General features: G+C 71.1%; 22 protein-coding genes and 1 tRNA gene. 9 read left to right on the forward strand and 14 right to left on the reverse strand.

The genetic code is table 11. From position 1 onward, the window contains the following. The first annotated feature begins 61 nt into the window (after positions 1-61). Positions 62-517: a hypothetical protein gene (locus P2L57_RS21590; RefSeq protein WP_275817017.1), complete on the forward strand. Its 456-nt coding sequence runs from the start codon at positions 62-64 to the stop codon at positions 515-517. On the opposite strand, the gene P2L57_RS21595 is transcribed toward P2L57_RS21590, so the two are convergent. The 4 genes from P2L57_RS21595 to P2L57_RS21610 all read right to left on the reverse strand — a co-directional run bounded on the left by P2L57_RS21595 (position 480) and on the right by P2L57_RS21610 (position 6,028). Next, positions 480-1,289, reverse strand: coding sequence for a phytanoyl-CoA dioxygenase family protein (locus P2L57_RS21595; protein WP_372515848.1), 810 nt, complete (start codon positions 1,287-1,289; stop codon positions 480-482). The two genes, P2L57_RS21590 and P2L57_RS21595, sit on opposite strands and share 38 nt — an antisense overlap. Before the next feature lie 98 nt (positions 1,290-1,387). Next, a complete protein-coding gene (locus P2L57_RS21600; protein WP_275817021.1) occupies positions 1,388-2,221 on the reverse strand; it encodes an aldo/keto reductase in 834 nt (277 codons plus the stop codon). Between the two features lie 135 nt (positions 2,222-2,356). Continuing rightward, positions 2,357-4,180, reverse strand: coding sequence for an AMP-dependent synthetase/ligase (locus tag P2L57_RS21605; RefSeq protein WP_275817023.1), 1,824 nt, complete (start codon positions 4,178-4,180; stop codon positions 2,357-2,359). A gap of 324 nt (positions 4,181-4,504) precedes the next feature. Continuing rightward, complete coding sequence (locus tag P2L57_RS21610) at positions 4,505-6,028, reverse strand: MFS transporter (protein WP_275817025.1); 1,524 nt, start codon at positions 6,026-6,028, stop codon at positions 4,505-4,507. Between the two features lie 116 nt (positions 6,029-6,144). Here P2L57_RS21610 and P2L57_RS21615 point away from each other — a divergent pair, with 116 nt between their 5' ends. Beyond that, positions 6,145-7,119, forward strand: a complete 975-nt coding sequence (locus tag P2L57_RS21615; protein WP_372515838.1) for an Lrp/AsnC family transcriptional regulator — start codon at positions 6,145-6,147, stop codon at positions 7,117-7,119. A 6-nt stretch (positions 7,120-7,125) separates the two neighbouring features. Here the strand turns inward: P2L57_RS21615 and P2L57_RS21620 are convergent, their stop codons facing one another. Beyond that, positions 7,126-7,995, reverse strand: a complete 870-nt coding sequence (locus tag P2L57_RS21620) for a LysR substrate-binding domain-containing protein (protein WP_275817029.1) — start codon at positions 7,993-7,995, stop codon at positions 7,126-7,128. A 151-nt stretch (positions 7,996-8,146) separates the two neighbouring features. Here P2L57_RS21620 and P2L57_RS21625 point away from each other — a divergent pair, with 151 nt between their 5' ends. Further along, complete coding sequence (locus P2L57_RS21625) at positions 8,147-9,205, forward strand: bile acid:sodium symporter family protein (RefSeq protein ID WP_275817031.1); 1,059 nt, start codon at positions 8,147-8,149, stop codon at positions 9,203-9,205. Between the two features lie 9 nt (positions 9,206-9,214). After that, positions 9,215-9,475: a Sec-independent protein translocase subunit TatA gene (gene tatA / locus P2L57_RS21630; RefSeq protein WP_275817033.1), complete on the forward strand. Its 261-nt coding sequence runs from the start codon at positions 9,215-9,217 to the stop codon at positions 9,473-9,475. 6 nt (positions 9,476-9,481) lie between these two features. Here tatA and fdhD read toward each other — a convergent pair whose 3' ends face one another. Next, positions 9,482-10,330, reverse strand: a complete 849-nt coding sequence (gene fdhD, locus P2L57_RS21635) for a formate dehydrogenase accessory sulfurtransferase FdhD (protein WP_275817035.1) — start codon at positions 10,328-10,330, stop codon at positions 9,482-9,484. A gap of 219 nt (positions 10,331-10,549) precedes the next feature. On the opposite strand from fdhD, the gene P2L57_RS21640 reads away from it, so the two are divergent. From P2L57_RS21640 to P2L57_RS21650, 3 genes are all read left to right on the forward strand, one after another. Then, entirely contained in the window at positions 10,550-12,091 is a 1,542-nt protein-coding gene (locus P2L57_RS21640; protein ID WP_275817037.1) for an aldehyde dehydrogenase family protein, read from the forward strand. Between the two features lie 263 nt (positions 12,092-12,354). Beyond that, positions 12,355-12,442, forward strand: a tRNA-Leu gene (locus P2L57_RS21645). 189 nt (positions 12,443-12,631) lie between these two features. After that, positions 12,632-12,814 (forward strand): helix-turn-helix domain-containing protein, encoded by a 183-nt coding sequence (locus P2L57_RS21650; RefSeq protein ID WP_275817039.1) that lies wholly within the window; start codon positions 12,632-12,634, stop codon positions 12,812-12,814. A 359-nt stretch (positions 12,815-13,173) separates the two neighbouring features. Here the strand turns inward: P2L57_RS21650 and P2L57_RS21655 are convergent, their stop codons facing one another. Continuing rightward, positions 13,174-13,911: a flavodoxin family protein gene (locus P2L57_RS21655; RefSeq protein WP_275817041.1), complete on the reverse strand. Its 738-nt coding sequence runs from the start codon at positions 13,909-13,911 to the stop codon at positions 13,174-13,176. A 217-nt stretch (positions 13,912-14,128) separates the two neighbouring features. Between P2L57_RS21655 and P2L57_RS21660 the strand changes: the two genes are divergently transcribed. Continuing rightward, a complete protein-coding gene (locus P2L57_RS21660) occupies positions 14,129-15,823 on the forward strand; it encodes an acetolactate synthase large subunit (RefSeq protein ID WP_275817043.1) in 1,695 nt (564 codons plus the stop codon). A gap of 125 nt (positions 15,824-15,948) precedes the next feature. Here the strand turns inward: P2L57_RS21660 and P2L57_RS21665 are convergent, their stop codons facing one another. Then, positions 15,949-16,341: a hypothetical protein gene (locus P2L57_RS21665; protein WP_275817045.1), complete on the reverse strand. Its 393-nt coding sequence runs from the start codon at positions 16,339-16,341 to the stop codon at positions 15,949-15,951. 283 nt (positions 16,342-16,624) lie between these two features. Here P2L57_RS21665 and P2L57_RS21670 point away from each other — a divergent pair, with 283 nt between their 5' ends. Continuing rightward, on the forward strand, positions 16,625-18,178 hold the full coding sequence (locus P2L57_RS21670) for a multicopper oxidase family protein (protein ID WP_275817046.1): 1,554 nt from the start codon (positions 16,625-16,627) through the stop codon (positions 18,176-18,178). 167 nt (positions 18,179-18,345) lie between these two features. Here the strand turns inward: P2L57_RS21670 and P2L57_RS21675 are convergent, their stop codons facing one another. The 6 genes from P2L57_RS21675 to P2L57_RS21700 all read right to left on the reverse strand — a co-directional run bounded on the left by P2L57_RS21675 (position 18,346) and on the right by P2L57_RS21700 (position 24,850). Further along, positions 18,346-18,642 (reverse strand): DUF6343 family protein, encoded by a 297-nt coding sequence (locus P2L57_RS21675; protein ID WP_275817048.1) that lies wholly within the window; start codon positions 18,640-18,642, stop codon positions 18,346-18,348. 98 nt (positions 18,643-18,740) lie between these two features. Continuing rightward, the gene (locus tag P2L57_RS21680; protein WP_275817050.1) at positions 18,741-19,382 is read right to left on the reverse strand and encodes a TetR/AcrR family transcriptional regulator; all 642 of its coding nucleotides are present in this window, start codon (positions 19,380-19,382) and stop codon (positions 18,741-18,743) included. Next, positions 19,370-20,098, reverse strand: coding sequence for an enoyl-CoA hydratase family protein (locus P2L57_RS21685; protein ID WP_275817052.1), 729 nt, complete (start codon positions 20,096-20,098; stop codon positions 19,370-19,372). Before P2L57_RS21685 ends, P2L57_RS21680 begins: the two co-directional genes overlap by 13 nt. 11 nt (positions 20,099-20,109) lie before the next feature. Continuing rightward, complete coding sequence (locus P2L57_RS21690) at positions 20,110-21,285, reverse strand: acyl-CoA dehydrogenase family protein (protein WP_275817054.1); 1,176 nt, start codon at positions 21,283-21,285, stop codon at positions 20,110-20,112. Further along, the gene (locus P2L57_RS21695; RefSeq protein ID WP_275817056.1) at positions 21,282-23,192 is read right to left on the reverse strand and encodes an acetyl/propionyl/methylcrotonyl-CoA carboxylase subunit alpha; all 1,911 of its coding nucleotides are present in this window, start codon (positions 23,190-23,192) and stop codon (positions 21,282-21,284) included. The genes P2L57_RS21690 and P2L57_RS21695 overlap by 4 nt, the downstream gene beginning before the upstream one ends. A gap of 11 nt (positions 23,193-23,203) precedes the next feature. After that, positions 23,204-24,850: an acyl-CoA carboxylase subunit beta gene (locus tag P2L57_RS21700; protein WP_275817058.1), complete on the reverse strand. Its 1,647-nt coding sequence runs from the start codon at positions 24,848-24,850 to the stop codon at positions 23,204-23,206. Between the last annotated feature and the right edge of the window lie 14 nt (positions 24,851-24,864).

Raw genomic sequence — 24,864 nt, forward strand, 5'->3', positions numbered from 1 at the left:
CGCGGTGAATCCGGGTTGCGCGGAAACGGAACCCGGATCGCACCTCATGCGTCACATCCACATGAACGGACGACTTCTTGCACTGGCCGCCACGGCCGCCATCGCCGCGAGCGCCGCCCTGACCGGCTGCGGGCACACCACCGTCTCCCCGGCGAGCGGCTCCGTCTCCTCCAGCCCGGTCGGCTCCCAGCATTCGACGAGCGCCCCCAGCGGTGACACGACCGGCCAGCCGAAGGACCAGCCGATCACCAAACAGGTCACCGTCGCCTCCGACGGCCGTACGCTGCACACCGAAGCCGTACGAGGTGGCTGCGAGACCGTCGCGTTGCAGGCCAAGGAATCCGCGTCGGACGTCACGCTGACCGTCCAGGTGACAAAGCACCAGAAGGTCGGTCAGATGTGCCCGGACATCGCTCAACTCACCACGGTGAGCACCACGTTGAAGGCCCCGCTGGACAGCCGCAAACTGCTGGACGGAGCTACCGGGAAGCAGCTTCCGGCGGCGAAGCGGCAGTAGCACCGGCCGACAGGCCCGCGCGGATGGCGAGTTCAACGGGGGAGTACGCGCCGTCCGCGCGCTCCAGCTCATGGTCGCCCGAGGGACACAGCGGTGGCTGGGCCATGAACCGCGGGCGGCTGCCGTGGTGCGGCTGGGCGGCGTGCACCAGGAACGGATGGCACAGGTACACGTCGCCCGGCGCGCCGGTGGCGTGGGCGATCGGCCGGTGCGCCGAGGCCCGCGCCACCTCCTCGGCGATCGCCGGCATCGAGACCCCCGTCTCGCCGTACCGCCGCAGTACGGGCGGGACGTCCAGATGCGACCCGACCCGGATCCTGGTGGGCGCGTCCCGCTCGCCCACCTCGGAGAACAGGAAGAGCATCAGCAGCGCGCGGCCCTTGGAGCGCACATTGACGTAATGCCAGCGAGGGTCGGCGCCCTCGGGCAGATAGCTGCCGTCGATGTGCCACCCGGCGTTGTCCGGCTCCACGGGGTGCGGAAAGCGCAGCGGGAACGCGCCGAGTGAACCGCGCGGCGTCCAGCGGCCGTTGCCGGTCAGCCGGTCGAACGCGGCGCGCAGCGCCGGGCTGTTGGCGGCCTCGGTGAACGGCGGCTGCGCCATGTCGCCCACCCAGTACACCGGTTGCCGCCAGGTCGCCGGATCGTCGCGGTCCATGCCCGTTTGCTGCCACAGCAGGTCGGCGCAGGCCTGCGCGGTGTCGCGGGGGAACGCGCCCGCCATCTTGACGAAGCCGTCCCGGATGAAGCGCTCCACCTGTCCGTGGTCCATGGCAACCATGGGCACATGGTGGCCGCCGGCAGCCGCGCGCCGCATCCGGATATTCGGGTGCCCGCCGTCGTCGGACGGCGGGCACCGAGCGGAACGGCTCAGATCATGTCGAAGGTGTCCGGGTCAGGACCCAGCCGGGTCCCGGTGTCCATACCGGCCAGCGCCGCGAGGTCGTCGGCGTCCAGCTCGAAGTCGAAGACGTTGATGTTCTCCACGATCCGGGAGGGGGTCACCGACTTCGGGATGGCCACGTCGCCGATCTGGAGGTGCCAGCGCAGCACGATCTGGGCCGGGGTCCTGCCGTGCCTTCCCGCGATCGTGGCGATCGTCGGGTCGTCCAGCAGTCCCCTGCCCTGCCCCAGTGGGGACCAGGCCTCGGTGGCGATGTTGTGCTCGGCGTGGAAGGCGCGCAGCTCGGCCTGCTGGAAGTGGGGATGCAGTTCGATCTGGTTGACCGCGGGGACGATGTCGGTCTCGTCCAGCAGCCGCCGCAGGTGCGCGGGCTGGAAGTTGCAGACGCCGATCGCCCGGGTCAGGCCGTCGGCGTAGAGCTTCTCCAACGCCCGCCAGGTGTCCACGTACAGATCGCGCGACGGAACCGGCCAGTGGATGAGGTAGAGGTCCAGCTGCTCCAGGCCCAGCTTGGCCAGCGAGGTGTCGAAGGCCCGCAGTGTGCTGTCGTAGCCGTGGTGGTTGTTCCACACCTTCGTCGTCGCGAAGAGTTCTTCACGCGGGATGCCGGAGGAGGCCAGTGCCCGGCCGGTGCCCGCTTCGTTGCCGTAGGCGGCGGCGGTGTCGACGCTGCGGTAGCCGGCTTCCAGCGCGGTGCGCACCGCGGTCTCGGCCTGCGCGTCCGGCACCTGCCAGACGCCGTAGCCGAGCTGCGGCATCGTGACGCCGTTGTTCAGAGTGATGGCAGGGACCTTGCTCACGAGCAGTGGTTTCCTTGTCCTGTTGTCGTGCGTTGCCTGACTCCAACGTTGCCTTAGCTCCGACGAGGACGCACCCGCTGCGCGTTTCCGGCCGTCGGCGCGGGCGCGGTGCCGAAGATGCGCGGGAACCGCTGGTCAGCCGTGGTAGAGCGCCTCGATCTCCGCCGAGTAGGACTTCTCGATCGCCTTCCTCTTCAACTTCAGCGAGGGCGTGAGCAGCCCCTTCTCCTCGCTGAACTGCGCCGCGAGGATACGGAACGTACGGATGGACTCGGCCTGGGACACCAGGGTGTTGGCGGCGACCACCGCACGCCGGATCTCGGTCTCCAGATCCGGGTCGCGGACCAGCTGCGCGGGCGGCAGCTGCGGCTTGCCGCGCATCGACAGCCAGTGGGTGACCGACTCGGGGTCGAGGGTGACCAGCGCGGCGATGAACGGCCGGTCGTTGCCGATGACCACACACTGCGCGACCAGCGGATGCGCCCGCACCCGCTCTTCGAGCAGCACCGGCGAGACGCTCTTGCCGCCGCTGGTGACCAGGATCTCCTTCTTGCGGCCGGTGATGGTCAGATAGCCGTCGTCGTCCAGCGCGCCCAGATCGCCGGTGGCCAGCCAGCCGTCGTGCAGCACCTCGTCGGTCGCCTTCGGGTTGTTCAGATACCCGGTGAACACCTGGCCGCCGCGCAGCCACACCTCGCCGTCATCCGCGATGTGCACGGTGGTACCCGGTACCGGCTGGCCCACGGTGCCGAACCGGGTCCGCTCCGGCGGGTTGGCGGTCGCGGCGGCCGTCGACTCGGTCAGCCCGTACCCCTCGTAGATCGTCACGCCCGCCCCGGCGAAGAACAGCCCGAGCCGCCGCTCCATCCCCGAGCCGCCGGACATCCCGTGCCGCATCCGGCCGCCGAGCGCCGCCCGGACCTTGGCGTACACCAGCTTCTCGTACACCTGGTGCTGCATCCGCAGGCCGGGGCCGGGGCCGGGGCCGGTGCCGAACGCCTTGTGCTCCAGCGCCTCCGCGTACCGCACCGCCACGTCGACGGCCTTGTCGAACGGGCCGAGCCTGCCGTCCCCCTCCGCCTTGCGGCGCGCCGCGTGGAAGACCTTCTCGAAGACGTACGGGACCGCGAGCGTGAACGTGGGCTTGAAGGCGGCAAGATCGGGGATCAAGTCCTTTGCCGCCAGGCTCGGTTGGTGGCCGAGCCGCACCCGGGCCCGGATCGCCGCGACCTCCACCATCCGGCCGAAGACGTGCGCCAGCGGCAGGAACAGCAAGGTGCCCGCCTCGTCGCCGGGCTTGGAGTGGAACACCGGCTCCCAGCGGGCCACCACGTTGTCGGCCTCCGCCATGAAGTTGGCGTGGGTCAGCACACAGCCCTTGGGGCGGCCGGTGGTGCCGGAGGTGTAGATGACGGTGGCCACCGCGTCCGGCGTCACCGCGAAGCGGTGCCTGCTGACCACCTCGTCGTCGATGTGCGTGCCCGAAGCGGTCAGCTCCCCGACCACCCCGGCGTCCAGCTGCCACAGCCGGGTGAGCTGCGGCAGCCGGTCGACCACCGCGCCGATCGTCATGGCGTGGTCCTCGTGCTCGACCACGCAGGCCACCGCTCCGGAGTCGTGCAGCATCCAGTAGACCTGCTCGGACGACGAGGTGGGGTAGACCGGCACCGGCTGGGCGCCGATCGACCACAACGCGAAGTCGAACAGCGTCCATTCGTAGCGGGTGCGCGCCATGATCCCGACCCGGTCACCGAACCGGATCCCGTGTGCGAGCAGCCCCTTGGCCAGTGCCAGCACCTCGTCGCGGAAGGCCGCCGCGGTCACGTCCCGCCATTCGCCGTCCGTCTTGCGTCCGAGGACTACGTGGTCCGGTGACTGCGCGGCATTGTTGTACACGGCGTCGGCCAGCCCTCCGACCTGGGGCGCCGTCGCCAGTGGCGGGACACTGAACCTGCGCAATTCTGCTCCTCGGGAGCGCCCCGCGCGGCGCTTCGACGATGGTGCTGTCGCCCGGGGAGGGGCCAGTGGATCGTAAGTGGACCCGCTGGGCAAAGTTGCCGGGCGGGCCCGTAAGCTACCTGATCCCGTCGCGCTAGGGGAGAGGTCCACAGATCCCGCGAAACCGGATTTGTCGGCCAGCTGATCGCCCGTTCTGTGGGCAAAGGCCGGAAACAGCGGGAACTTCCGTACGGTTTCACCGATGTAACGGCTCGTGGATCTGCACCGAATCTCTCCGCCATCTTTCCGGCGCACTCACCCGTGCCTTACAGCCGCCCACGGGATTCATCCCGCGTTGACCTCCGCGGGGACCTGTTCGGCCACCTGCCGATGGGCGGTGCGGGCCGGGTTGGGGCCGGCGGGGGTGCGTACCAGTACGAGCACCAGCGCCCCGGCGGCCAGGCCCACCGCTCCCGCGGCCAGCGCCGCGGTGTCGAGGCCCGAAGTGAAGGCGGCCCGCAGTACGTGGGGCGTGGTCACCCGGGCGGCCAGCAGTTCGCGGGCGGCGCCACCGGCCAGTGCCTGCGCGGTGCCGTGCGGGTCGGGCACCCGGCCGGTCAGGCCGTGGGTCATCCGGGATGCGGCGAGGGTGCCGAAGAGGGCCACCCCCAGCGCATAGCCGAGCTGCCGGAACGTGTTGACCGCGCCGCCCGCCATCCCCGCCCGGTGCGGAGGCACCGAGGCCAGCGCGGCCTGGGACAGCGCGGGCGTCGCCACCCCGACACCGACGCCCGCCACCATGAGGCCGGGAACCAGCGCCGCCCAGCCGGAGTCGGCGCCCAGCACGGCCTGCGCCAGGGCCCCCGCGCCGATCAGCAGCATGCCGAAGCCCACCGTCAGCCGGGCGGACACCCCGTGCGTCAGCCGCCCGCACACCGCCGCCACCACGAAGGACGCGGCAGCCAACGGCACCAGCACCAGACCGCCCTGCAGCGGCCTGAAGCCCAGCACCGTCTGCAGCCATATCGAGGTGTACGGCAACACTCCGAACGCCGCCGCGTTCAGCGCGAACGCCGCCGCCATCACGCCGGTGAACGCCGCGCCCCGGAACAGCCCCAGATCCAGCAGTGGATCCGCGGCCCGCCGCTCGACCAGCAAGAACGCGACCAGCGCCACCGCGGCGAGCGCCAGCGCGCCCAGGGTGGCCGCCGAACCCCAGCCCACCGAGTCCGCGCGCACCACCGCGTAGACGGCCGTCCCGGCGAACAGCGTCCAGGCCGCGGTCCCGGCCACGTCGACCCGCTGCCCGGCGCGCCCGCGCGACTCGCCGACCACCCGCAACGTCAGCGCGACCGCCAGCACGCTGACCGGCAGGTTGACGTAGAAGATCCACCGCCAGTCCAGGTTCTGGGTCAGCAGACCGCCGAGCACCGGGCCAAGTGCCGCCGCCGCACCGGAGACCGCGCCCCACACCCCGAAGGCCACACCGCGATCCCGCCCCTGGTACTCGGAGCCGAGCAGGGAGAGCGTCGTGGCGAACATCGCCGCGCCTCCGACCCCCTGGACACCGCGCATCGCCACCAGCACATCGGCACTGGAACTCAGCCCGCAGGCCAGCGACGCCCCGGCGAAGACCACCGTCCCCGCCACGTACATCCGTCGGCGGCCGATGACGTCCGCCGTCGAACCCGCGCCCAGCAGCAGAGCGGCGAGTGCCAGCGCGTAGCCGTCGATCACCCACTGGAGGCTGGACAGCGAGGCGCGCAGTGCCCCCGCCATGTCGGGCAGCGCCACCGTCACGATCGTGACGTCGAGCAGCAGCATGAACGTGCCGAGGCAGACCGCTGTCAGCGGTGCCCACTTGCGCATGGGAAAACCCCTTGTCTCGTTGAGTCGTTGCGGTACGTACGATGAGTGGGCGCGCCGATACATGCCAGGCAGTACCTGTGCCACGCCGGAAACCGACATCGGACGGGGGTTTGACGGTGGAATCCATTGCTGCTGACGAGCTGGATCTCCAGCTGCTGCAGGCGCTGCAGCTCGACGGGCGTGCTCCGTTCAGCAAGATCGCGGGCGTGCTCGGCGTCTCGGACCAGACCGTCGCCCGTCGTTACGCCAAACTGCGCAGCCGTGGCGGGCTGCGGGTCATCGGCGCCACTGATGAGACCCGGATCGGTCGCACCCGCTGGTACCTGCGACTGAGCTGTACCCCGGACGCCGCCGAGGCGCTGGCCACCGCGCTCGCCCGGCGCCCCGACACCTCCTGGGTCGGGCTGACGTCCGGCGGCACCGAGGTGCTGTGCGTGATGGCCGCGCGCAACCGCGATGAGCGCGACGCCCTGCTGTTCGACAAGCTCCAGCGCACCCCTCGGGTCACCGCGGTCAGCGCGCACTGCCTGCTGCACACCTTCTACGGGGGTTCGCTCGGCTGGTTCAGCAAGGCGGAGATCCTCCCCCCGGAGCAGATCGCGGCGCTCACCCCGCCACCGGCCGAGCCGGGGCCGGACCCGGTGGTCCTCGACGCCACCGACGAACTGCTGCTCGCCGCGCTCGGACGGGACGGCCGCACTCCGGTGACCGAGCTGCGGAAGGTGGCGCAGCAGTCGGAATCCGCGGTGCGGCGGCGCCTCGAACAACTGCGGCGCAGCGGTGTGCTGTTCATGGACGTCCAGTTCGACTCCGGACTGATCGGCCAGGAGATGAGGGCCACGCTCTGGCTGACCGTGACCCCGTCCGCCCTCGGGTCGGTCGGCGCCGCGCTCGCCGCCCATCGGGAGATCGTCTTCGCTGCGGCGATCACCGGGCCGTCGAACATCGTCGCGGTCGCCATCTGCCGCGACACCATGGCCCTGTACCGGTACCTGAGCGAGCGGATCGGCGCCCTGGACGGCGTTCCACAGGTCGAAACGGCCCCGATGCTGCGGCAGGTCAAGCGGCTCACCTACGAAGGGCCGCGCTGACCGTCCTCACATCGGCCGGTGCAGCCGGTCGCCCGCCGCCAGGATGGTCCGGGACAGCGCCATGGCGGGCTCCTGGCCCGCCGTACGCTGTCGGCCGTGCAGCAGGACGAAGTCGACGCCGCCGAGCTCCGGCAGGCCCGGTGAGCGGGTCGGCAGGATCCGCAGCCCCGGCGGGATCAGGCCCTGGGCGTGCGGGACGACGCCCAGCCCGGCCAGCGCCGCCGCGCGTACCCCGCTGAGGCTGCCGCTGGTGCAGGCGATGTGCCAGGTGCGGCCCGCCCGCTCCAGCACCTCGAGGGCGCGGGCCCGGGTGATGCTCGGCGGCGGGTAGAGGATCAGCGGCACCGGCCGGTCCGGGTCGATCCGCAGCCGTTCGCCGCCGATCCACACCAGCCGGTCCCGCCACACCAGCCGCCCGTGGGTCTCCCCGGCGGCCCGCTTGCCCAGCACCAAGTCCAGCCGCCCATCGGCCAGTTGCTGGTGCAGGGTGCCGGACAGTTCGACGGTCAGCTCCAGGTCCACCTCGGGGTGGTCATGGCGGAACCGCTCCAGGATCTCCGGCAGCCGGGTCAGTACGAAGTCCTCCGAAGCGCCGAAGCGCAGCCGGCCGCGCAGCCGGGTGCCCGCGAAGAAGCCAGCCGCCCGCTCGTTGGCCTCCAGGATCGTCCGGGCGAAGCCGAGCATCGCCTCGCCGTCCTCGGTCAGCTCCACGCCATGGGTGTCGCGCAGGAACAGCTGCCGCCCGGCGGTCTCCTCCAGCTTGCGTACGTGCTGGCTCACCGTCGACTGCCGCAGCTCCAACCGGTGCGCGGCCTGGGTGAAGCTCAGCGTCTGCGCCACCGCGAGGAAGGTCCGCAGCTGTGTGGGGTCGAACACGCCGTCGATGGTAGCGCGGCTATCGCAAAGTGTGATGATTATCAGTGCGGTGAACGGGGTTCACAATGAGCCTGGTGCGGAGCAGGCTGATCGAGTCAGCGCCCCCGTCCCCACGAAGGCGTCCCCTGGTCCGTACCGACTGAGAGAAGACATGCGCCGCGTCACGATGCCGTCCTGGCCGTCCTGGATGCCGATCGAACCGTTCATCGTGGCGCTCGTCGCCACGGTCGGCCTGGCGGCGCTGCTGCCCGCCAAGGGCGCGGCGGCGCCGGTCGCCGACGGAGCCTCCACCTTCGCGATAGCGCTGCTGTTCTTCCTGTACGGCGTCCGGCTCTCCAGCCGCGAGGCACTGGCGGGCCTCAGCCACTGGCGGCTGCACCTGACCGTCGTACTCAGCACCTTCGTGCTGTTCCCGCTGCTCGCACTGGCGGCGCGCGGCCTGGTCCCGTACGTGCTGACCCCGCAGCTGTACACCGGCTTCGTCTACCTGTGCATCCTGCCGTCGACCATCCAGTCCTCGATCGCGTTCACCTCGATCGCGCGCGGCAACGTGTCGGCGGCCATCTGCGCCGGGACGTACTCCGCCCTGCTCGGCATGGTCGTCACCCCGCTGCTCGCCGGGCTGATGCTGAACTCCAGCGGCGCCGGGTTCTCCGCGCACGGCCTCGTCGACATCGCGCTGCAACTGCTGGCGCCCTTCCTCGCCGGGCAGCTGCTGCGCCGCTGGATCGGCGGCTTCGTCACCCGGCACAAGAAGGTGCTCGGACTGGTCGACCGCGGCTCGATCCTGTTCGTCGTCTACACGGCGTTCAGCGAGGGCGTGGTGCACGGCATCTGGCACCAGGTGACGGTGGTCCGGCTGCTGGCGCTGCTCGGGGTGGAGGCGGTGCTGCTCGGCCTGGTCCTGTGCCTCACGTCGGTGGTCTCCCGCAGGCTCGGCTTCGGGCGGGCGGACCGCACCGCGATCGTCTTCTGCGGCTCCAAGAAGAGCCTGGCGAACGGACTGCCGATGGCCGGCGTGCTGTTCGGCGCGCACGCGGGGCTGATGATCCTGCCGCTGATGCTGTTCCATCAGATGCAACTCATGGTTTGTGCGGTGATCGCCAAGCGGTGGTCTCATGACTCAACTGACGCGGACGGCGGCGGGGAAGGTAGCCTGCCATCGGAACGGTCGTCGCCCGACGCCCAGGCCCGCCCTGTCCACGCTTGAGGAGTATCCGTGATCCGCGACCTGTTCACCCCCACGCATCTGCTGATCGTCGCCGTGGTGGCGATCGTCCTGTTCGGCGCCAAGCGCCTGCCGGACACCGCCCGTCAGCTCGGCAAGTCGATGCGCATCCTGAAGGCGGAGACCAAGGCGCTCAAGGACGAGACCCCGGCGGGCGAGCAGCGCACGGTGGCCGGCGAGGTGCTCGACGGCGCGGCCGGCCCGGCCGCCGAGCGGCAGGCGAAGAGCGAGGCGTCGGCGCAGGCCCGCTGACCCGGTTCAGCCTCCGGCCGCCGTCGCCCCGAGCATGACGCGGTGTTCGCCCGCGTAGACGTTCATCGACGATCCGCGCAGGAAGCCGACCAGCGTCATGTCGGCCTCGGCGGCCAGATCCACGGCGAGCGAAGACGGCGCCGACACGGCCGCGAGCACCGGGATCCCGGCCATCACCGCCTTCTGCGCGAGCTCGAAGGAAGCGCGCCCGGAGACCAGCAGCACACTTCCGGACAGGGGAAGCAGGTTCTGCTGGAGGGCGCGTCCCACGAGCTTGTCGACCGCGTTGTGCCGGCCCACGTCCTCCCGTACGTCGAGGAGTTCGCCGTCCGGTGTGAACAGCGCGGCGGCGTGCAGACCCCCGGTGCGGTCGAAGACCCGCTGCGCGGCCCGCAGCCGGTCCGGGAGCGCCGCCAGTACCTCGGGGTCCAGCCGCACCGAGGGCGTGTCAGCGAGCTGCCAGCGGGCGGTCGTTGTCACGGCGTCGAGGCTCGCCTTGCCGCACAGCCCGCATGAGGACGTCGTGTAGACGTTGCGCTCCAAGGTGATGTCGGGGACCGGAACGCCCGCGGCGAGCGTGACGTCGACCACGTTGTAGGTGTTCGCGCCGTCATCCGTCGCGCCCGCGCAGTAGACGATCGAGGCCAGCTCGTCAGCCGAGCCGAGCACTCCCTCGCTGACCAGGAAACCGGCGGCCAGTGCGAAGTCGTCACCGGGAGTGCGCATGGTGATCGCCAACGGCTTGCCGTTCAGCCGGATTTCCAGCGGCTCCTCGGCGACCAGAGTGTCCGAGCGATGGCCGACCGCCCCGTCCCTGACACGTAGTACGCGGCGGCGCTCGGTAACCCGTCCCATGGTGATCAGTCCCGCTTCCCGAAGTTCGTGTTGGTCGACTCCATGATCTGATGTTGACACGCTTGACCAGGGTCACACCTCGCGCTGTTTCGCGTGCCCGTTCGTTCCGGTAGACCTTGAGGCCCTCGCAGTACCGTCCGGCCGTTGCCGGTGCGGACCTTTGCTGTTGTAGAGCTTTGCTGTTGGCCGAGATCTCCCGACTACCGAGCGGAGACCGACATGGCACCAATCCTCGTACTCAAGCCCGGAACCGCCTGGCAGGACGCCTGGCGGCGGTGTCTGGACACCGCGCCCGAGGCGTTCACCGAAGACCGGGTACGCAACCTGTGGAACGGCCGCTGGCATGCGGACGGGCATCTGCTGCCCTGCCAGTCGCCGGTCGACGGCAGTCCCATCGCGGGCCTGCCGCGACTTGACCCGGACGGCGCACACCAGGCGGTACGCGCCTCACTCGACCAGCACCGCGCCTGGCGCGATGTTCCGCTGCCCGAGCGCAAGGCGCGGGTGACCGCGGCCCTCGACGCGCTCACCGAACACCGGGAGCTGCTCTCGCTGCTGCTGGTCTGGGAGATCGGCAAGCCCTGGCGCCTCGCCCAGGCCGACGTGGACCGGGCCATCGACGGCGTCCGCTGGTACGTCGAGGAGATCGACCGCATGGTCGACGGCCGTGTCCCGCTGCCCGGTCCGGTCAGCAACATCGCCAGTTGGAACTACCCGATGAGCGTGCTGGTGCACGCCATGCTGGTGCAGATCCTGGCGGGCAACGCGGTGATCGCCAAGACCCCGACCGACGGAGGACTGGCCTGCCTCACCCTCGCCAGCGCGCTGGCGGTGCGCGAGGGGCTGCCGATCACCTTGGTCAGCGGTTCCGGCGGGGAGCTGTCCGAGGCGCTGGTGCGGGCGCCGGAGATCGGCTGCGTCTCCTTCGTGGGCGGCCGCGACGCGGGCGGACGGGTCGCCGCCGATGTCGCCGACCTCGGCAAACGGCACATCCTGGAGCAGGAGGGGCTCAACTGCTGGGGAGTGTGGGAGTACAGCGGCTGGGACACGCTGTCCGGCCAGATCCGCAAGACCTTCGACTACGCCAAGCAGCGCTGCACCGCCTACCCCCGGTTCGTCGTCCAACGGCAGCTCTTCGACCGGTTCCTGGGCGCCTACCTTCCGGCGGTCCGCTCGGTGGTGTTCGGTCACCCGCTCGCGGTGGAGGCGCCGGACGACCCGCTGCCCGAGCTGGACTTCGGTCCGGTGATCAACGCCGCGAAAGCCAAGGAGTTGGCCGAGCTGGTGGACGACGCGATCGACCGCGGCGCCGTGCCGCTGCACCGCGGCACTCTCGCCGCGGGCCGCTTCCTCCCAGGTCAGGACACCGCCGGCTATATGCCCCCGGTCACCTTGCTGGCTCCGCCGCGATCATCGCCGCTGCACCACGCCGAACCGTTCGGTCCGGTCGACACCGTCGTGCTGGTCGACACCGAGGCGGAGCTGCTGGCCGCGATGAACGCCAGCAACGGCGCGCTGGTCGCCAGCCTGTCCTGCGACGACGAACGGACGGCGGCGCGCCTGGCCCCGCAGATCCGCGCGTTCAAGGTCGGCCTGGGCGCACCGCGGTCACGCGGCGACCGCGACGAGCTGTTCGGCGGCTTCGGCGCGTCGTGGCGCGGCGCCTTCGTAGGCGGCGAGTTGCTGGTGCGGGCCGTCACGGACGGCCCGCGGGGGGAGCGGCTGCCGGGCAACTTCCCTGACTACCACCTGATGCCGTAGCCGCCCGGCCCTCCTGGCGCCGCTCCGGCGGCGCCAGGACCAGCAGGCGGTCCCGGGCCCGTGGCAAACCCGTCGTAGCTCAGCTCAGCGCCACAGCCAGGCTTCCCATCCGGAGTGGATGAATCACCCGTAACGCCTGTATCGCGCGTATCACCCATAAGTCGAGCGCGGGCCGCGCCCGCGGGCGGATACGCAGGTGAAACGCACTCCGAATCCTTGGTATCGTTATCCATGTCGCCGCGGGGAACCGCGGCACACACCCGGTCCGGGTGGCGGAATGGCAGACGCGCTAGCTTGAGGTGCTAGTGCCCTTTATCGGGCGTGGGGGTTCAAGTCCCCCCTCGGACACCAGATCGAATAGCCCCTCACCAGGGGCTTTCGTCATTTCTAGGCTGTGGCGTGACCAACCACGTGACCAACAGCCGAGCGAATCCCCAAGTCAGACCAGGGGTGAGAGGCCGATACGGCTGGGGAAGCGGCCGGTTTCTTCGCTCCTTCGGCGCGACGCCTGCCGTAGCGCGCCATGGTGTAGCCCGGCGAGTGGAGGGGCTGGACGCTGCGGCCCGCAAGGGCAACGTCGGTGGGCGTCCGCCCGTCATGGACGACGAAAGGCTAGCCGTAGCGCGTGCACGGCATGCCAAGGGAGAGAGCGTCACACCCATCGCTGAGGCCCTGGGCATCGGCCATGCCACCTTGTACCGGCACCTTGGGGAGAGCGCCTGAGACAGGTGCGCAGAGGCGCAGTCAGGCGCTCACCTCGGAGTGCACCGGGACGGGCGGGCGCACTCCAGTGAGGGCTTCCGCGCAGGCAACGAGGTGGCGGGCGCGGGGCGACGGCTGAGGGGGCGCCCCGCGCCCCTCGCACCCGGTCGTGCGGAGGCGTGCTCGCGAGTGCGAGGACCTGCCACTGCCCGCGCGCGATCGTGCGCGGCGATTCCGGGGACCCGCCGCACCCGATGACACCTCCCAGAACCGCCCGGCCGCCGTCGCCGCCTTCGGTATCCAGACCTCGGCGGCCCGGCAAGCCAGCCGCAAGTCGCCGACCTGGAGCTTTGCCAGGGGTGAGGTGGCGACGCGGCCGGTTACCGGTGTTCGGGGTTCTCGTAGTCGTGGCGGCAACCCGCGTCCCAGGCCGTGCGCTGGTTGCCGTAGGCGGGGAAGCCGCCGGCGTCCTTCATCATCCGGGCCAGGTGCAGCAGGTTCCAGGTCATGAACGTGGTGTTGCGGTTGGTGAAGTCGTTCTCCGGGCCGCCTGACCCCGGGTCGAGGTACGAAGGGCCGGGGCCGGCCTCGCCGATCCAGCCGGCGTCGGCCTGCGGGGGGATGGTGTAGCCGAGATGCTGCAGGCTGTAGAGGACGTTCATGGCGCAGTGCTTGACGCCGTCCTCGTTGCCGGTGATCAGGCAGCCGCCGACCCGGCCGTAGTAGGCGTACTGTCCCGCGTCGTTGAGGAGGCTGGAGCAGGCGTAGAGGCGTTCGATCACCCGCTTGGTCACCGAGCTGTTGTCGCCCAGCCAGATCGGACCCGCCAGTACCAGGATGTCGGCCGCCAGGACCTTTTCGTACAGCCCCGGCCAGGCGTCGGTCTGCCAGCCGTGTTCGGTCATGTTCGGCCAGACGCCGGTGGCGATGTCGTGGTCGATGGCTCGCACGACGTCGACCTGGACGCCCTGCCCCTCCATGATGACCACGCTGCGGTCGATGAGCCCCTGGGTGTTGCTGCGTGCCGGCGACCGCTTGAGCGTGCAGTTGAAGACGAGGGCACGCAGGTCGTCGTAGCGGGCAGGCGGTGCGTCGGCGGTCGGCGACTGGGCGGTCAAGGAGCCCTCCCGGGGATCCTGCCACCGTGCCCTTCACGGTGGCGCAACGCTGACATCGTGCTGGCCCGGCGGCCGTCGTGGTCGCTGCGGCACAGTCAACTGTCGGCGACCACCCCGACGGCCGAACAACCCCCGGGCAGGTCACGGCCATGCCCTGGGTAACCCGGCTGGGGTCCAATGGCTGGCTGGTGCAGCGCACTGCGCCTACGTTCTGCTCATGGAAACCCAGCGCACCCCCGACCGCCGAAGCGACAGTCCCGTGACGGAGGACGTGGCGCACTTGATGGTGCGTTGTCTCCAGGCTGAGGGTGTGGAGTACGTCTTCGGGATCCCGGGTGAGGAGAACATCCGCTTCGTCGACGCGTTGAGCGGCTCGGGCATCCGGTACGTTCTGGTCCGGCACGAGCAGGGCGCCTCGTTCATGGCGGAGATGTACGGGCGGCTGACCGGCCGGGCCGGGGTGTGCTCGGCGACCTTGGGACCGGGTGCGATCAATCTGCTGCTGGGCACCGCGGACGCGACGACGAACAGCACACCGCTGGTGGCTCTGGCGGCGCAGGGTTCGTTGAGTCGCGTCCACAAGGAGTCCCACCAGGTGATCGACCTGGTGTCGATGTTCGGCCCGGTCACCCAGAGGGCGGCCCGGGTCCAGAGCCCGGATGCGGTGCCGGAGATGGTGCGCAAGGCGTTCAAGACCGCGCAGAGCGAGCGTCCCGGGGCCGTCTTCCTGGCGGTTCCCGAGGACATCGAAGGGGCGCACACCACGGTGCCGCTCGCGCCCTTGCAGGTCGACACGGTACGCGCCGACGCGCCGTCGCCCGCCCAGATCGCCCGGGCCGCGCAGGTTCTGGCGGCGGCGCGCCGCCCGGTCGTGCTCGCCGGTCATGGTGCCGCCAGGGCCAAGGCGTCAGCGGCTCTGCTGCGCTTCGCCGAGCGGCTGAACGTGCCGGTGGCGACCACCTTCCACGGCAAGGGCGTCTTCCCGGACGACCACCCGAACGCGCTGGGCGCGGTGGGCTTCATGCGTCACGACTACAGCAACTTCGGCTTCGACGCTGCTGATGTCCTGGTCTGTGTCGGGTACGAGGTCCAGGAGTTCGACCCGGTGAAGATCAATCCGGACGGTGACAAGCGCATCGTCCACCTGCACCGGTTCCCCGCCGAGGTGGACGCCCACTACCCGGTCAAGGTCGGCGTGGAGGGCGACCTTTCCCAGGCGTTGGACGCGCTCGCGGCCGCCGTGCCCAACAGATTCGGGTACGAAGCCGGTACCGGTGAGCGCATCCGGACGCTGCTCGCCGAGGAACTGGAGTACGGGCGCGGCAACCACGCGTGCCCGCTGGTGCCGCAGCGCGTGGTGGCCGATGTGCGCACCGCGCTGGACCGCAGCGACATCGTGCTCGCCGACACCGGCGCGGGGAAGATGTGGATGGCACGGCTGTACCCGGCGTACGAGCCGGACACCTGTCTGGTCTCCAACGGCCTGTCCACCATGGGGTTCGCGCTGCCGGGCGCGATCGCCGCCAAGCTCGCCCGCCCGCAGCGGCGGGTGCTGGCGATGATGGGTGACGGCTCGTTCCTGATGAACTCCCAGGAACTGGAGACCGCCGTACGCGAACACGTGCCCCTCGTCGTGCTCGTCCTGGTGGATGAGGAGTACGGCCTGATCACGTGGAAGATGGAGCTGGTGCTCGGCCGCCACAGCCACACCCGCTTCACCAACCCCGACCTGGTCGCCTACGCGGAGAGCTTCGGCGCCCGCGGTCACAGGATCAAAGCGGCCGACGAGCTGCTGCCGACGCTACGCCGCGCGCTCGACGAGGACGCGGTATCCGTGATCGCCTGCCCCGTCGACTACTCCGAGAACCTGCGGCTGACCGCCCGGCTCGGAGCGCTCCACGGTCCCTTCTGACCGCGCGGGCGAGTGGTGCTGGCCGGGTCTCGGTCAGCACCACTCGTGCTTTGTGCTCCCGCGCGGCCCGTCACGGCGCCCGGGAGCGCACCCCCGGGCCCGCGCCGCGCGCTGGACGGCAAGCCTTAGTAGCCGAGTAGCTTCGCTGCCAGCGTGCTCGCGTTGTACGAGCCCCAACCGCTTGCGAAGTCCCAGCCCTTGGTGGCGCTGTAGGCGCCGTTGCTGCCGCTGGTGATGTCGTGGAAGCCGGTGCCCTTCGCCGCGTAGAGCTTCGGTTGGCGAAGCCGAGGTTCGGCTTGCCGGCGGCCGCGGCCTGCTGGTTGACCAGGGCGGCGAAGGCGGCCCACTCGGGTGCGGCGGCGCTGGTGCCGCCCACCGAGGTCCAACTGCCCTGCGAGTAGATCGAGACGCCGGGGGACGGGTCGGCGTGCGCCGACCCGTCCGGGACCTGCCGATGGCCGTTCCCCGCGCTGAGCTGGAGGCAACTCCTTGCGGCCGGTGAGGGCCGGTTCTCGCACGGTCCCCACCCTTCGCCCGGAATCCGGCCACGATGGGCGGGATCACTCATATACCCATGCGTGTGCTCATGACAACGTTTAGCGAACGCTTGTCAATGGCGTCCCGTGAACACCGGATTGCGCGGCGCGGCCCCGCCGGGGTCACCGTGCGTGTCGCCCCGATGGCGGTATGCGCGTGGCGGACGATGCGGACGGGACGCAGCGTGGGGAGACAGCAGCGCGAGCGACACACGCGGAGCCGCACTCGGTGGCCCGACAGTGCCGACGCGCACGAGGAGGCACCATGAAGCGGCGGCGTTTCCTGGCGGCGGCCGCCGGTACGGGCCTGGTGGCTGGGACCCCGTTCGCCGGACGGATCCTGGTACCCGGTCGGCCCGGACTGCCGCTGCCGCTGCGCAGCACGGCCCCGCTACCGCGCCCGTACCAGGTGCCGCTGCCACTGCCCGCGGTGCTGCGGCCGGTCCGCACCGACGCCACCACGGACACCTACGCGATCACCCAGCGGCTCGCGCGCCTGCGGATACTGCCGGGGCTGGAGACAGAGGCATGGACCTACGGCGGCAGCTACCCCGGGCCGACACTGGTCTCCCGGGCCGGGCGGCGCACCGTCGTCACCCACCGCAACGAGCTGCCGCAGCCGGTCGCCGTCCATCTGCACGGCGGCCACACCCCGCACGAGAGCGACGGTCATCCGACGGATCTGATCCTTCCGGTCGGCTGGGAGATGCGGCACCCGTACGGCATGTCCGACATGAACGGCACGGGTGTGACGACGCTGGGGGAGCGTACGTACACCTATCCGCTGGACCAGCGGGCCGCCACGCTCTGGTACCACGACCACCGCATGGGCTTCACCGGCCCCTCGGCCTATCGCGGGCTCGCCGGATTCCACCTGGTGCACGACGACGAGGAGGAAGCGCTGCCGCTGCCCCGCGGTGAGCGCGACATCCCGCTGATGATCACCGACCGGTCCTTCGCGGCCGACGGATCCTTCCACTATCCGGCGCTCGACCCCGCCTGGGGTACTCCGGGGGTGACCCACCACTGGATGGAAGGGGTGCTCGGCGACACGATCCTGGTCAACGGCGCGCCGTGGCCGGTACTCGACGTACAGCGGCTGCGCTACCGACTGCGGGTGCTCAACGCCTCCAACTCCCGTATCTACAAGCTGGAGTTGGACCCGCAGCCGCCCGGCGGTGACGCGCTGGTGCAGATAGGTTCCGACGGCGGGCTGCTGGAACGGCCGGTGCGGCACGACGCGTTGGCCCTGGCGCCCGCCGAACGCTTCGACCTCGTGGTCGACTTCGCCCGGTACCGTCCGGGCACACAGGTGCGGCTGGTCAACCGGCTGGGCAGCGGGACGACGGCGGAGGCGATGCGGTTCGACGTCTCCGGCGCGGCCCGCACCCCGGCCGACGAGACCGCGGTGCCCGCCAGGCTTTCGACCGTCGAACGGCTCGACCCGCGGCGCGCCGCGGTAACGCGGACGTTCCACTTCCAGCGGTCGGAGGGCGTCGGCTGGACGATCAACGGCATGGCGTACCAGCCGGGGCGGGCGATCGCGACGCCGAAGCTGGGCACCACGGAGGTATGGCGGATCGTCAGCGACTTCCACCATCCGGTCCACGTCCACCTCAACCCGTTCCAGGTGGTCGCCCGCGACGGCCAGGCACCGGGGCCGTATGACGCGGGGTGGAAGGACACCGTGGACGTGCTGCCCGGGCAGTCGGCCGAGTTCGCCGTCCGGTTCACCGACTACCCCGGACGCTTCCTGCTGCACTGCCACAACCTGGAGCACGAGGACATGGCGATGATGGCCGACTTCGTGACGCGGTAGCCCTTCCGGCGGATCCTCGGCAGCTGGGTTGCGGAAGGTTCGGCACCGCCGGTCGGCGTCGTGGGGGTCGCCCGCCGCCGCGGCGGGAGGACCCGCGGGGGCACGCCCCCTGCACTCCTTTTCGGCGGGAGGGTCCGTCGGAGGCAGGCTCAGCCCCGGGCTGCCCGCTACGACCAGAAGCGGTGCCACCACGGCGTACGGCGGTCATCGCTGCCCGCGGGCCAGTACGGCGGGATGTTGCGGCCCGGCTGGTAGTGCGGGCCCTGGTGGATGCGGTGGATGATCACGGTCAGGTCCACCACCGCCAGCAGCGCCACCGCGCCGAAGAATCCCGCCCACCCCGGCTGGTGCGCGGCGACGAAGCCCCCCATGGCCCCCAGCGACCAGACCAGCCCGAACACGGCCAGCCCTGCCCGCAGCCGCAGCGGGCTGCGGGCCTGTGACGGTTCGCTTCCGGTACGCATCACCGCACATCTCCCACCAGGTCTCATACCCGTTTCTCGTGGGTCCTACGAGGTGTGCCCGCCCCCAGCCTACGGCGGCCCAACCGGACCGTGCCGGGTCAGCCGTCCCGGCGCAGAGCGGAGTCCAGGATCCGCGACCACTCCCGCACGATCGCGGTCCGCCGCGGGGTGTCGTCCCGCAGAAGAGTGGCGAGGCCGAGGCCGCGGGCCATGTCCAAGGTCGCCTGCACCGTCTCCCGCACCCCCGGCACGTTCTCGTCCGCGCCGAGGAACTCCACCGCGAGCCGGTGTGCCTCCCGGCCGATACGGCTCTCCAACGCCGTAACCCTCGGCCGCAGTCGGGCCTCGTCGGCCGCTGCCACCCACAGGTGCAGCGCCGCCCGGAACAGTGTTCCGGTGTAGACGCCCACCAGCATCTCCACCACGGCACGGGTGCGCGGCGCCCCGCTGTCCGGGAGGGTGCGGGCGTGCTCGCGCAGCGTCGCCAGCCATTCCTCCGCGACATGCTCGATGGCGGCGGTGAACAGGTCCTCGCGGGTGCGGAAGTGGTGCTGGGCGGCGCCGCGGGACACACCGGCGCGCTCGGCCACGACGGCGACCGTGCTGCCGCTCCAGCCGCGCTCGGCGAGGCAGGCCACCGCGGCCTCCAGCAGCCGTCGCCGGGTCGCCCGGCTGCGGTCCTGCTTGGCGGGCCTGACGGACCGCGCGGTCGCGGTGGAGTGATCGGTCACAACACCCATGGTGGCTCCCGGCGTTCGAGGAAGGCGCGCATGCCCTCGGCCGCCTCCGCCGAGGCGAACAGCCGGGCCGACTGCTCAGCGTACGCGCCGGTGTCCCGGTCGAATCCGCGCAGCAACTCGGCGGTGGTCAGCCGCTTGGACTCGGCGAGGCCCTGCGGTGAGGCCGCCCGCAGCCCGTCGAGTATCCCGTCGAGAGCCTCCGCACCCGCGCTCACCAGCCCCATCCGCTGGGCCTCCGCCGCGCCGAACAGCTCACCGGTCAGGTAGTGGCGGGCGATGGCCCGCGGCTGCGTTCGGGGCAGCACCGTCAGTGAGATCACCGCGGGTGCCAGGCCCAACCGCGCCTCGGTGAAGGCGAAGGTGGCCTCCGGTCCGGCGACCGCGACATCGCAGGCGGCCAGCAGTCCCAGGCCCCCGGCGCGGACATGCCCGGTGACCCGGGCCACCACCGGCTTGGGCAGCTCCACGATGCACCGCAGCAGCCCGGCCAGCTCCGTCGGTCCCGTCGGGGTCCGCTCGGTCAGGTCGGCGCCCGCACAGAAGGTGTTGCCGGTGTGGGCCAGGAGCACGGCGCGGGTCCGCGGATCCTCGGCCGCCGCCGCCAGTTCCTCGTGCAACTCGGTGACGAGCTTGGTGGACAGGGCGTTGCGGTTGTGCGGCGAGTCCAGGGTCAGTACCCGGACGCCACGGTCGTGGTCGCGTTGGACACAGGTCATGACGGGCCTCCTCAGTAGGACTTGGGCAGGCCCAGGGTGTGGTGGGAGACGAAGTTGAGGATCATCTCCCGGCTGACCGGGGCGATCCGGCCCACCCGGGAGGCGGTCAGCAGTGACGCCAGGCCGTACTCGGTGGTCAGCCCGTTGCCGCCGAGGGTGTGCACGGCCTGGTCAACGGCGTGCGCCCCGGCCTCGGCGGCCGCGTACTTGGCCATGTTGGCCGCCTCACCGGCGCCCATGTCGTCACCGTTGTCGTAGAGGAACGCCGCCTTGCGCATCATCAGCTGCGCCAGCTCCAGCTCGATCCGCACCTGGGCCAGCGGGTGCGCGATCGCCTGGTGCGCACCGATCGGCGCCTGCCAGACCTGACGGGTACGGGCGTACTCCACCGCGGTGTCCAGCGCGTAGCGCCCCATGCCGAGTGAGAAGGCGGCCGTCATGATCCGCTCGGGGTTGAGCCCGGCGAACAACTGGAGCAGACCCGCGTCCTCGTCGCCGACGAGTGCGTCGGCGGGCAGCCGCACATCGTCGAGGAACAGCTGGAACTGCTTCTCGGGTGCGGCCAACTCCATGGGTATCGGCCGGAACTCGAACCCGGCGGTCTCCCGCGGGACGATGAACAGGCAGGGCTTGAGCTTGCCCGTCCTGGCGTCCTCGGTCCTGCCGACGATCAGGGTCGCGTCGGCGATGTCCACACCGGAGATGAAGACCTTGCGCCCGGACAGCAGCCAGTCGTCGCCGTCCCGGCGGGCGGTGGTGGTGATCCGGTGCGAGTTCGAGCCCGCGTCCGGCTCGGTGATGCCGAACGCCATCCGCACCGAGCCGTCAGCCAACCCCGGCAGCCAGTGCGCCCGCTGGGCTTCGGTGCCGAACCTGGCGATGACCGTTCCGCAGATCGCGGGGGAGACCACGAGCAGCAGCAGCGGACAGCCGGTCGCCCCCAACTCCTCCAGCACGATGGACAGTTCGGTCATCCCACCGCCGCCTCCGCCGTATTGCTCCGGCAGGTTGACGCCCAGGTATCCGAGCTTGGCCGCCTCCCGCCACAGCTCATCGGTCTGCCGCCCCGCGCGGACGGCGGCGGTGAAGTACTCCCGGCCGTAGCGACGGCCGAGTGCGGCGACGCAGGAGCGCAGCGTGCGGTGCTCCTCGCTCTCCAGCAACGCGTTGTCGAGGGTGACGCTCATGGTGTGGTGCCCTCCTGCGTGACGACGGCCAGTACGGTGCCGACCTCGACCTGATGGCCGACGGCGGCCTGGAGCGTGCTGAGGGTGCCGGAGGCGGGGGCGCTGATCTGGTGCTCCATCTTCATCGCCTCCAGCCAGACCAGCGGTTGCCCGGCCGTCACCCGGTCGCCGACGGCGATCTCGGCGACCCGTACGACCGTGCCGGGCATCGGGGCCAGCAGTGAACCGGGCGCGGTACTCGCCCGCGGCGCCGGGAAGCGCGGCAGGGTGGTGAACGCGACCGCGCCGAGCGCCGAGTCGACGTACACCTGGTTCCCGTACACCGCCACCTCGAACTCCCGCCGGACACCGGCTACTTCGAGCACCGCGCGGTCCGCGACGCACGACAGCAGCCGCACGTCCGGATGGCCCTCGGCCACCAGGCCGGCTCGGGTGAGGCGGTAGCGGACCCGGTACTCGTCACCGGTGGACGCGGTGCGGTAGCCCTTGGACTGCGGCTGCGACGGCACGTTGCGCCAGCCGCCGAACGGTGAGCGGCCCACGGCGTCGCACAGCGCGGCGGCGAGCGCGGCGAGCCGTACCGCCGAGGGATCGCCGGTGTCCGGCGGCAGCTGTTCGAGGAAGGCGGTGGACACCCCGCCGCGGACGAAGTCCGGGTGGCGCAGTACCCGCACCAGCAGGTCGCGGTTGGTGACCGGACCATGGATCCGGGCCCGCCGCAACGCGTGGGCGAGCAGGCGCAGGGCCTCGTCGCGGGTCGGCGCATGGGCGATGACCTTGGCGAGCATCGGGTCGTAGTGCACTCCGATCGTGCCGCCGTCCTCGACCCCGGAGTCCACCCGCAGGCCGTCGCTCTCGCGGATCGAGAAGCGGTGCAGTGCGCCGGTCTGCGGCTGCCAGTGCCGGGCCGGGTCCTCCGCGTACAGCCGGGCCTCGATCGCATGGCCGCGCGGCGGCGCGGGTACGTCGGGCAGCCGGGCGCCCTCCGCCACCCGGATCTGCCAGCACACCAGATCGAGCCCGGTCACGCACTCGGTGACCGGATGCTCCACCTGCAGGCGGGTGTTCATCTCCAGGAAGTACGGGCGACTGTCCGCGGAGACCAGGAACTCGATGGTGCCCGCGCCGACATAGCCGATCGTCCTCGCGGCCTCGCGGGCCGCCTCATACAGCGTGTCGCGCAGTTCGTCGCCGATGCCGGGCGCCGGGGTCTCCTCGATGACCTTCTGGTGCCGCCGCTGCACCGAGCAGTCCCGCTCGCCGAGCGTCCACACGGTGCCATGGGCGTCCGCCAGCACCTGCACCTCGATGTGGCGGCCGTCCTCGACGTATGGCTCGACGAAGACCTCACCGTCCCCGAACGCGGCGGCCGCCTCGGTCCGGGCCGCCGCCAACTCGCCGTCCAGCAGATCGAGTCGGCGGACGATCCGCATGCCCCGGCCGCCACCGCCAGCCGCCGCCTTCACCAGCAGCGGCAGCCGCTCCGATGTGGCGGTCGCCGGGTCGACCGGGTCGAGCAGCGGCACACCGGCCTTCGCCATCAGGCTCTTGGCGCGGGTCTTCGACCCCATCGCCTCGACCGCATCGGGCGGCGGACCGATCCACGTCAGACCGGCGTCCAGTACGGCCCGCGCGAACTCGGCGTTCTCCGAGAGGAATCCGTATCCCGGATGCACCGCGTCGGCGCCCGCCGTGAGCGCGGCCGCCACGATCAGGTCGCCGCGCAGATAGGTGTCGCCGGGCGCGTTGCCCGGCAGCCGCACGGCGGCGTCGGCCTCCCGCACATGCGGGGCGTCGGCGTCCGCGTCGGAGTACACCGCGACGGTGGCGATGCCGAGTCCACGGCAGGTCCGGAAGACCCGCCGGGCGATCTCGCCGCGATTCGCCACCAGCAGGGAAGAGATCATGGCACAGCCCCCTACATCCGGAAGACGCCGAAACCGCCACGCGCTCCCTCGACGGGCGCACTGTGGATCGCCGACAGGCACAGGCCGAGTACGGTGCGGGTGTCACGCGGGTCGATCACGCCGTCGTCGTAGAGCCGCCCGGACAGGAACATCGGCAGCGACTCGGACTCGATCTGCTGCTCCACCATCGCGCGCAGTCCCGCGTCCGCCTCCTCGTCGTACGGCCTGCCCTGCGCGGCGGCCGACTGGCGGGCGACGATGGACAGCACCCCGGCCAGCTGAGCGGGGCCCATCACCGCGGACTTGGCGCTCGGCCAGGCGAACAGGAAGCGGGGCTCGAACGCCCGGCCGCACATGCCGTAGTGCCCGGCACCGTAACTCGCGCCCAGCAGCACGGAGATGTGCGGGACACGGGAGTTGGCCACCGCGTTGATCATCATCGCGCCGTGCTTGATGATGCCGCCCTGTTCGTACTCCCTGCCCACCATGTAACCGGTGGTGTTGTGCAGGAAGAGCAGCGGGATGTCGCGCTGGTTGGCCAGTTGGATGAACTGCGCGGCCTTCTGCGACTCGGCGCTGAACAGCACGCCCTGTGCGTTGGCGAGGATCCCCACCGGGTAGCCGTGCAGCTCGGCCCAACCGGTCGCCAGACTCGGTCCGTACAACGGCTTGAACTCGTCGAACACCGAGCCGTCCACCACCCGGGCGATCACCTCGCGCGGGTCGAAGGGGGTGCGCAGATCGCCCGGGACGAGACCCAGCAGTTCCTCCTCGGCACAGCGCGGCGGTACCGGGTTCTGGCGCGGGGCCGGACCCTGCTTGCGCCAGCCCAGCCGGGCGACGATCCGCCGGGCGGTGCGCAGCGCGTCCGGTTCGTCGACCGCGAAGTAGTCGGCGAGACCCGAGGTGCGGGCATGCATCTGCGCGCCGCCGAGCGACTCGTCGTCGCTCTCCTCACCGGTCGCCATCTTCACCAGCGGCGGCCCGCCGAGGAAGACCTTGGAACGCTCCCGCACCATGACCACGTGGTCGGACATACCGGGTATGTACGCTCCGCCCGCGGTGGAGTTGCCGAACACCACGGCGACGGTGGGGATTCCGGCGGCGGACAGCCGGGTCAGGTCCCGGAAGAGCGCACCGCCCGGGATGAAGATCTCCTTCTGGCTCGGCAGATCGGCGCCGCCGGACTCGACGAGGCTCACCACCGGAAGCCGGTTGGCGAACGCGATCTCGTTGGCGCGCAGTGCCTTCTTCAGCGTCCACGGGTTGCTCGCGCCGCCGCGCACCGTCGGATCGTTGGCGGTGATCAGGCACTCGGTGCCCTCGATCACCCCGATACCGGTGACCATCGAGGCGCCCACCGGATAGTCGCTGCCCCATGCGGCGAGCGGCGACAGCTCAAGGAACGGTGTGTCGGGGTCGATCAGCAACTCGATGCGCTCGCGCGCCAGCAGTTTGCCGCGCCCCCGGTGGCGGTCGACGTACTTCGGTCCGCCGCCGCCGATCGCCTTGGCGTGTTCGGCGTCGAGTTCGGCGAGCCGGGCGAGCGCGGCTTCGCGGTTCGCCAGGTACTCGGGGCTCGCGGTGTCGACCGCGGTGCGCGTTTCGGGTGGGCTCGGCGCTGGGTGTTGTGGCCCGGTGTCGACGGTCCTTGGCACTGCGCTCGCTCCTT

It is taken from the genome of Streptantibioticus ferralitis (assembly GCF_029223525.1).
GTDB lineage: Bacteria > Actinomycetota > Actinomycetes > Streptomycetales > Streptomycetaceae > Streptantibioticus_A > Streptantibioticus_A ferralitis.

Coding starts and splice junctions, on each gene's coding strand:
- P2L57_RS21590 (WP_275817017.1), top strand. CDS start 62: ATGAACGGACGACTTCTTGCACTGGCCGCCACGGCCGCCATCGCCGCG.
- P2L57_RS21595 (WP_372515848.1), bottom strand. CDS start 1,289: ATGGACCACGGACAGGTGGAGCGCTTCATCCGGGACGGCTTCGTCAAG.
- P2L57_RS21610 (WP_275817025.1), bottom strand. CDS start 6,028: ATGCGCAAGTGGGCACCGCTGACAGCGGTCTGCCTCGGCACGTTCATG.
- P2L57_RS21625 (WP_275817031.1), top strand. CDS start 8,147: ATGCGCCGCGTCACGATGCCGTCCTGGCCGTCCTGGATGCCGATCGAA.
- fdhD (WP_275817035.1), bottom strand. CDS start 10,330: ATGGGACGGGTTACCGAGCGCCGCCGCGTACTACGTGTCAGGGACGGG.
- P2L57_RS21640 (WP_275817037.1), top strand. CDS start 10,550: ATGGCACCAATCCTCGTACTCAAGCCCGGAACCGCCTGGCAGGACGCC.
- P2L57_RS21660 (WP_275817043.1), top strand. CDS start 14,129: ATGGAAACCCAGCGCACCCCCGACCGCCGAAGCGACAGTCCCGTGACG.
- P2L57_RS21670 (WP_275817046.1), top strand. CDS start 16,625: ATGAAGCGGCGGCGTTTCCTGGCGGCGGCCGCCGGTACGGGCCTGGTG.
- P2L57_RS21675 (WP_275817048.1), bottom strand. CDS start 18,642: ATGCGTACCGGAAGCGAACCGTCACAGGCCCGCAGCCCGCTGCGGCTG.
- P2L57_RS21680 (WP_275817050.1), bottom strand. CDS start 19,382: ATGGGTGTTGTGACCGATCACTCCACCGCGACCGCGCGGTCCGTCAGG.
- P2L57_RS21685 (WP_275817052.1), bottom strand. CDS start 20,098: ATGACCTGTGTCCAACGCGACCACGACCGTGGCGTCCGGGTACTGACC.
- P2L57_RS21690 (WP_275817054.1), bottom strand. CDS start 21,285: ATGAGCGTCACCCTCGACAACGCGTTGCTGGAGAGCGAGGAGCACCGC.
- P2L57_RS21695 (WP_275817056.1), bottom strand. CDS start 23,192: ATGATCTCTTCCCTGCTGGTGGCGAATCGCGGCGAGATCGCCCGGCGG.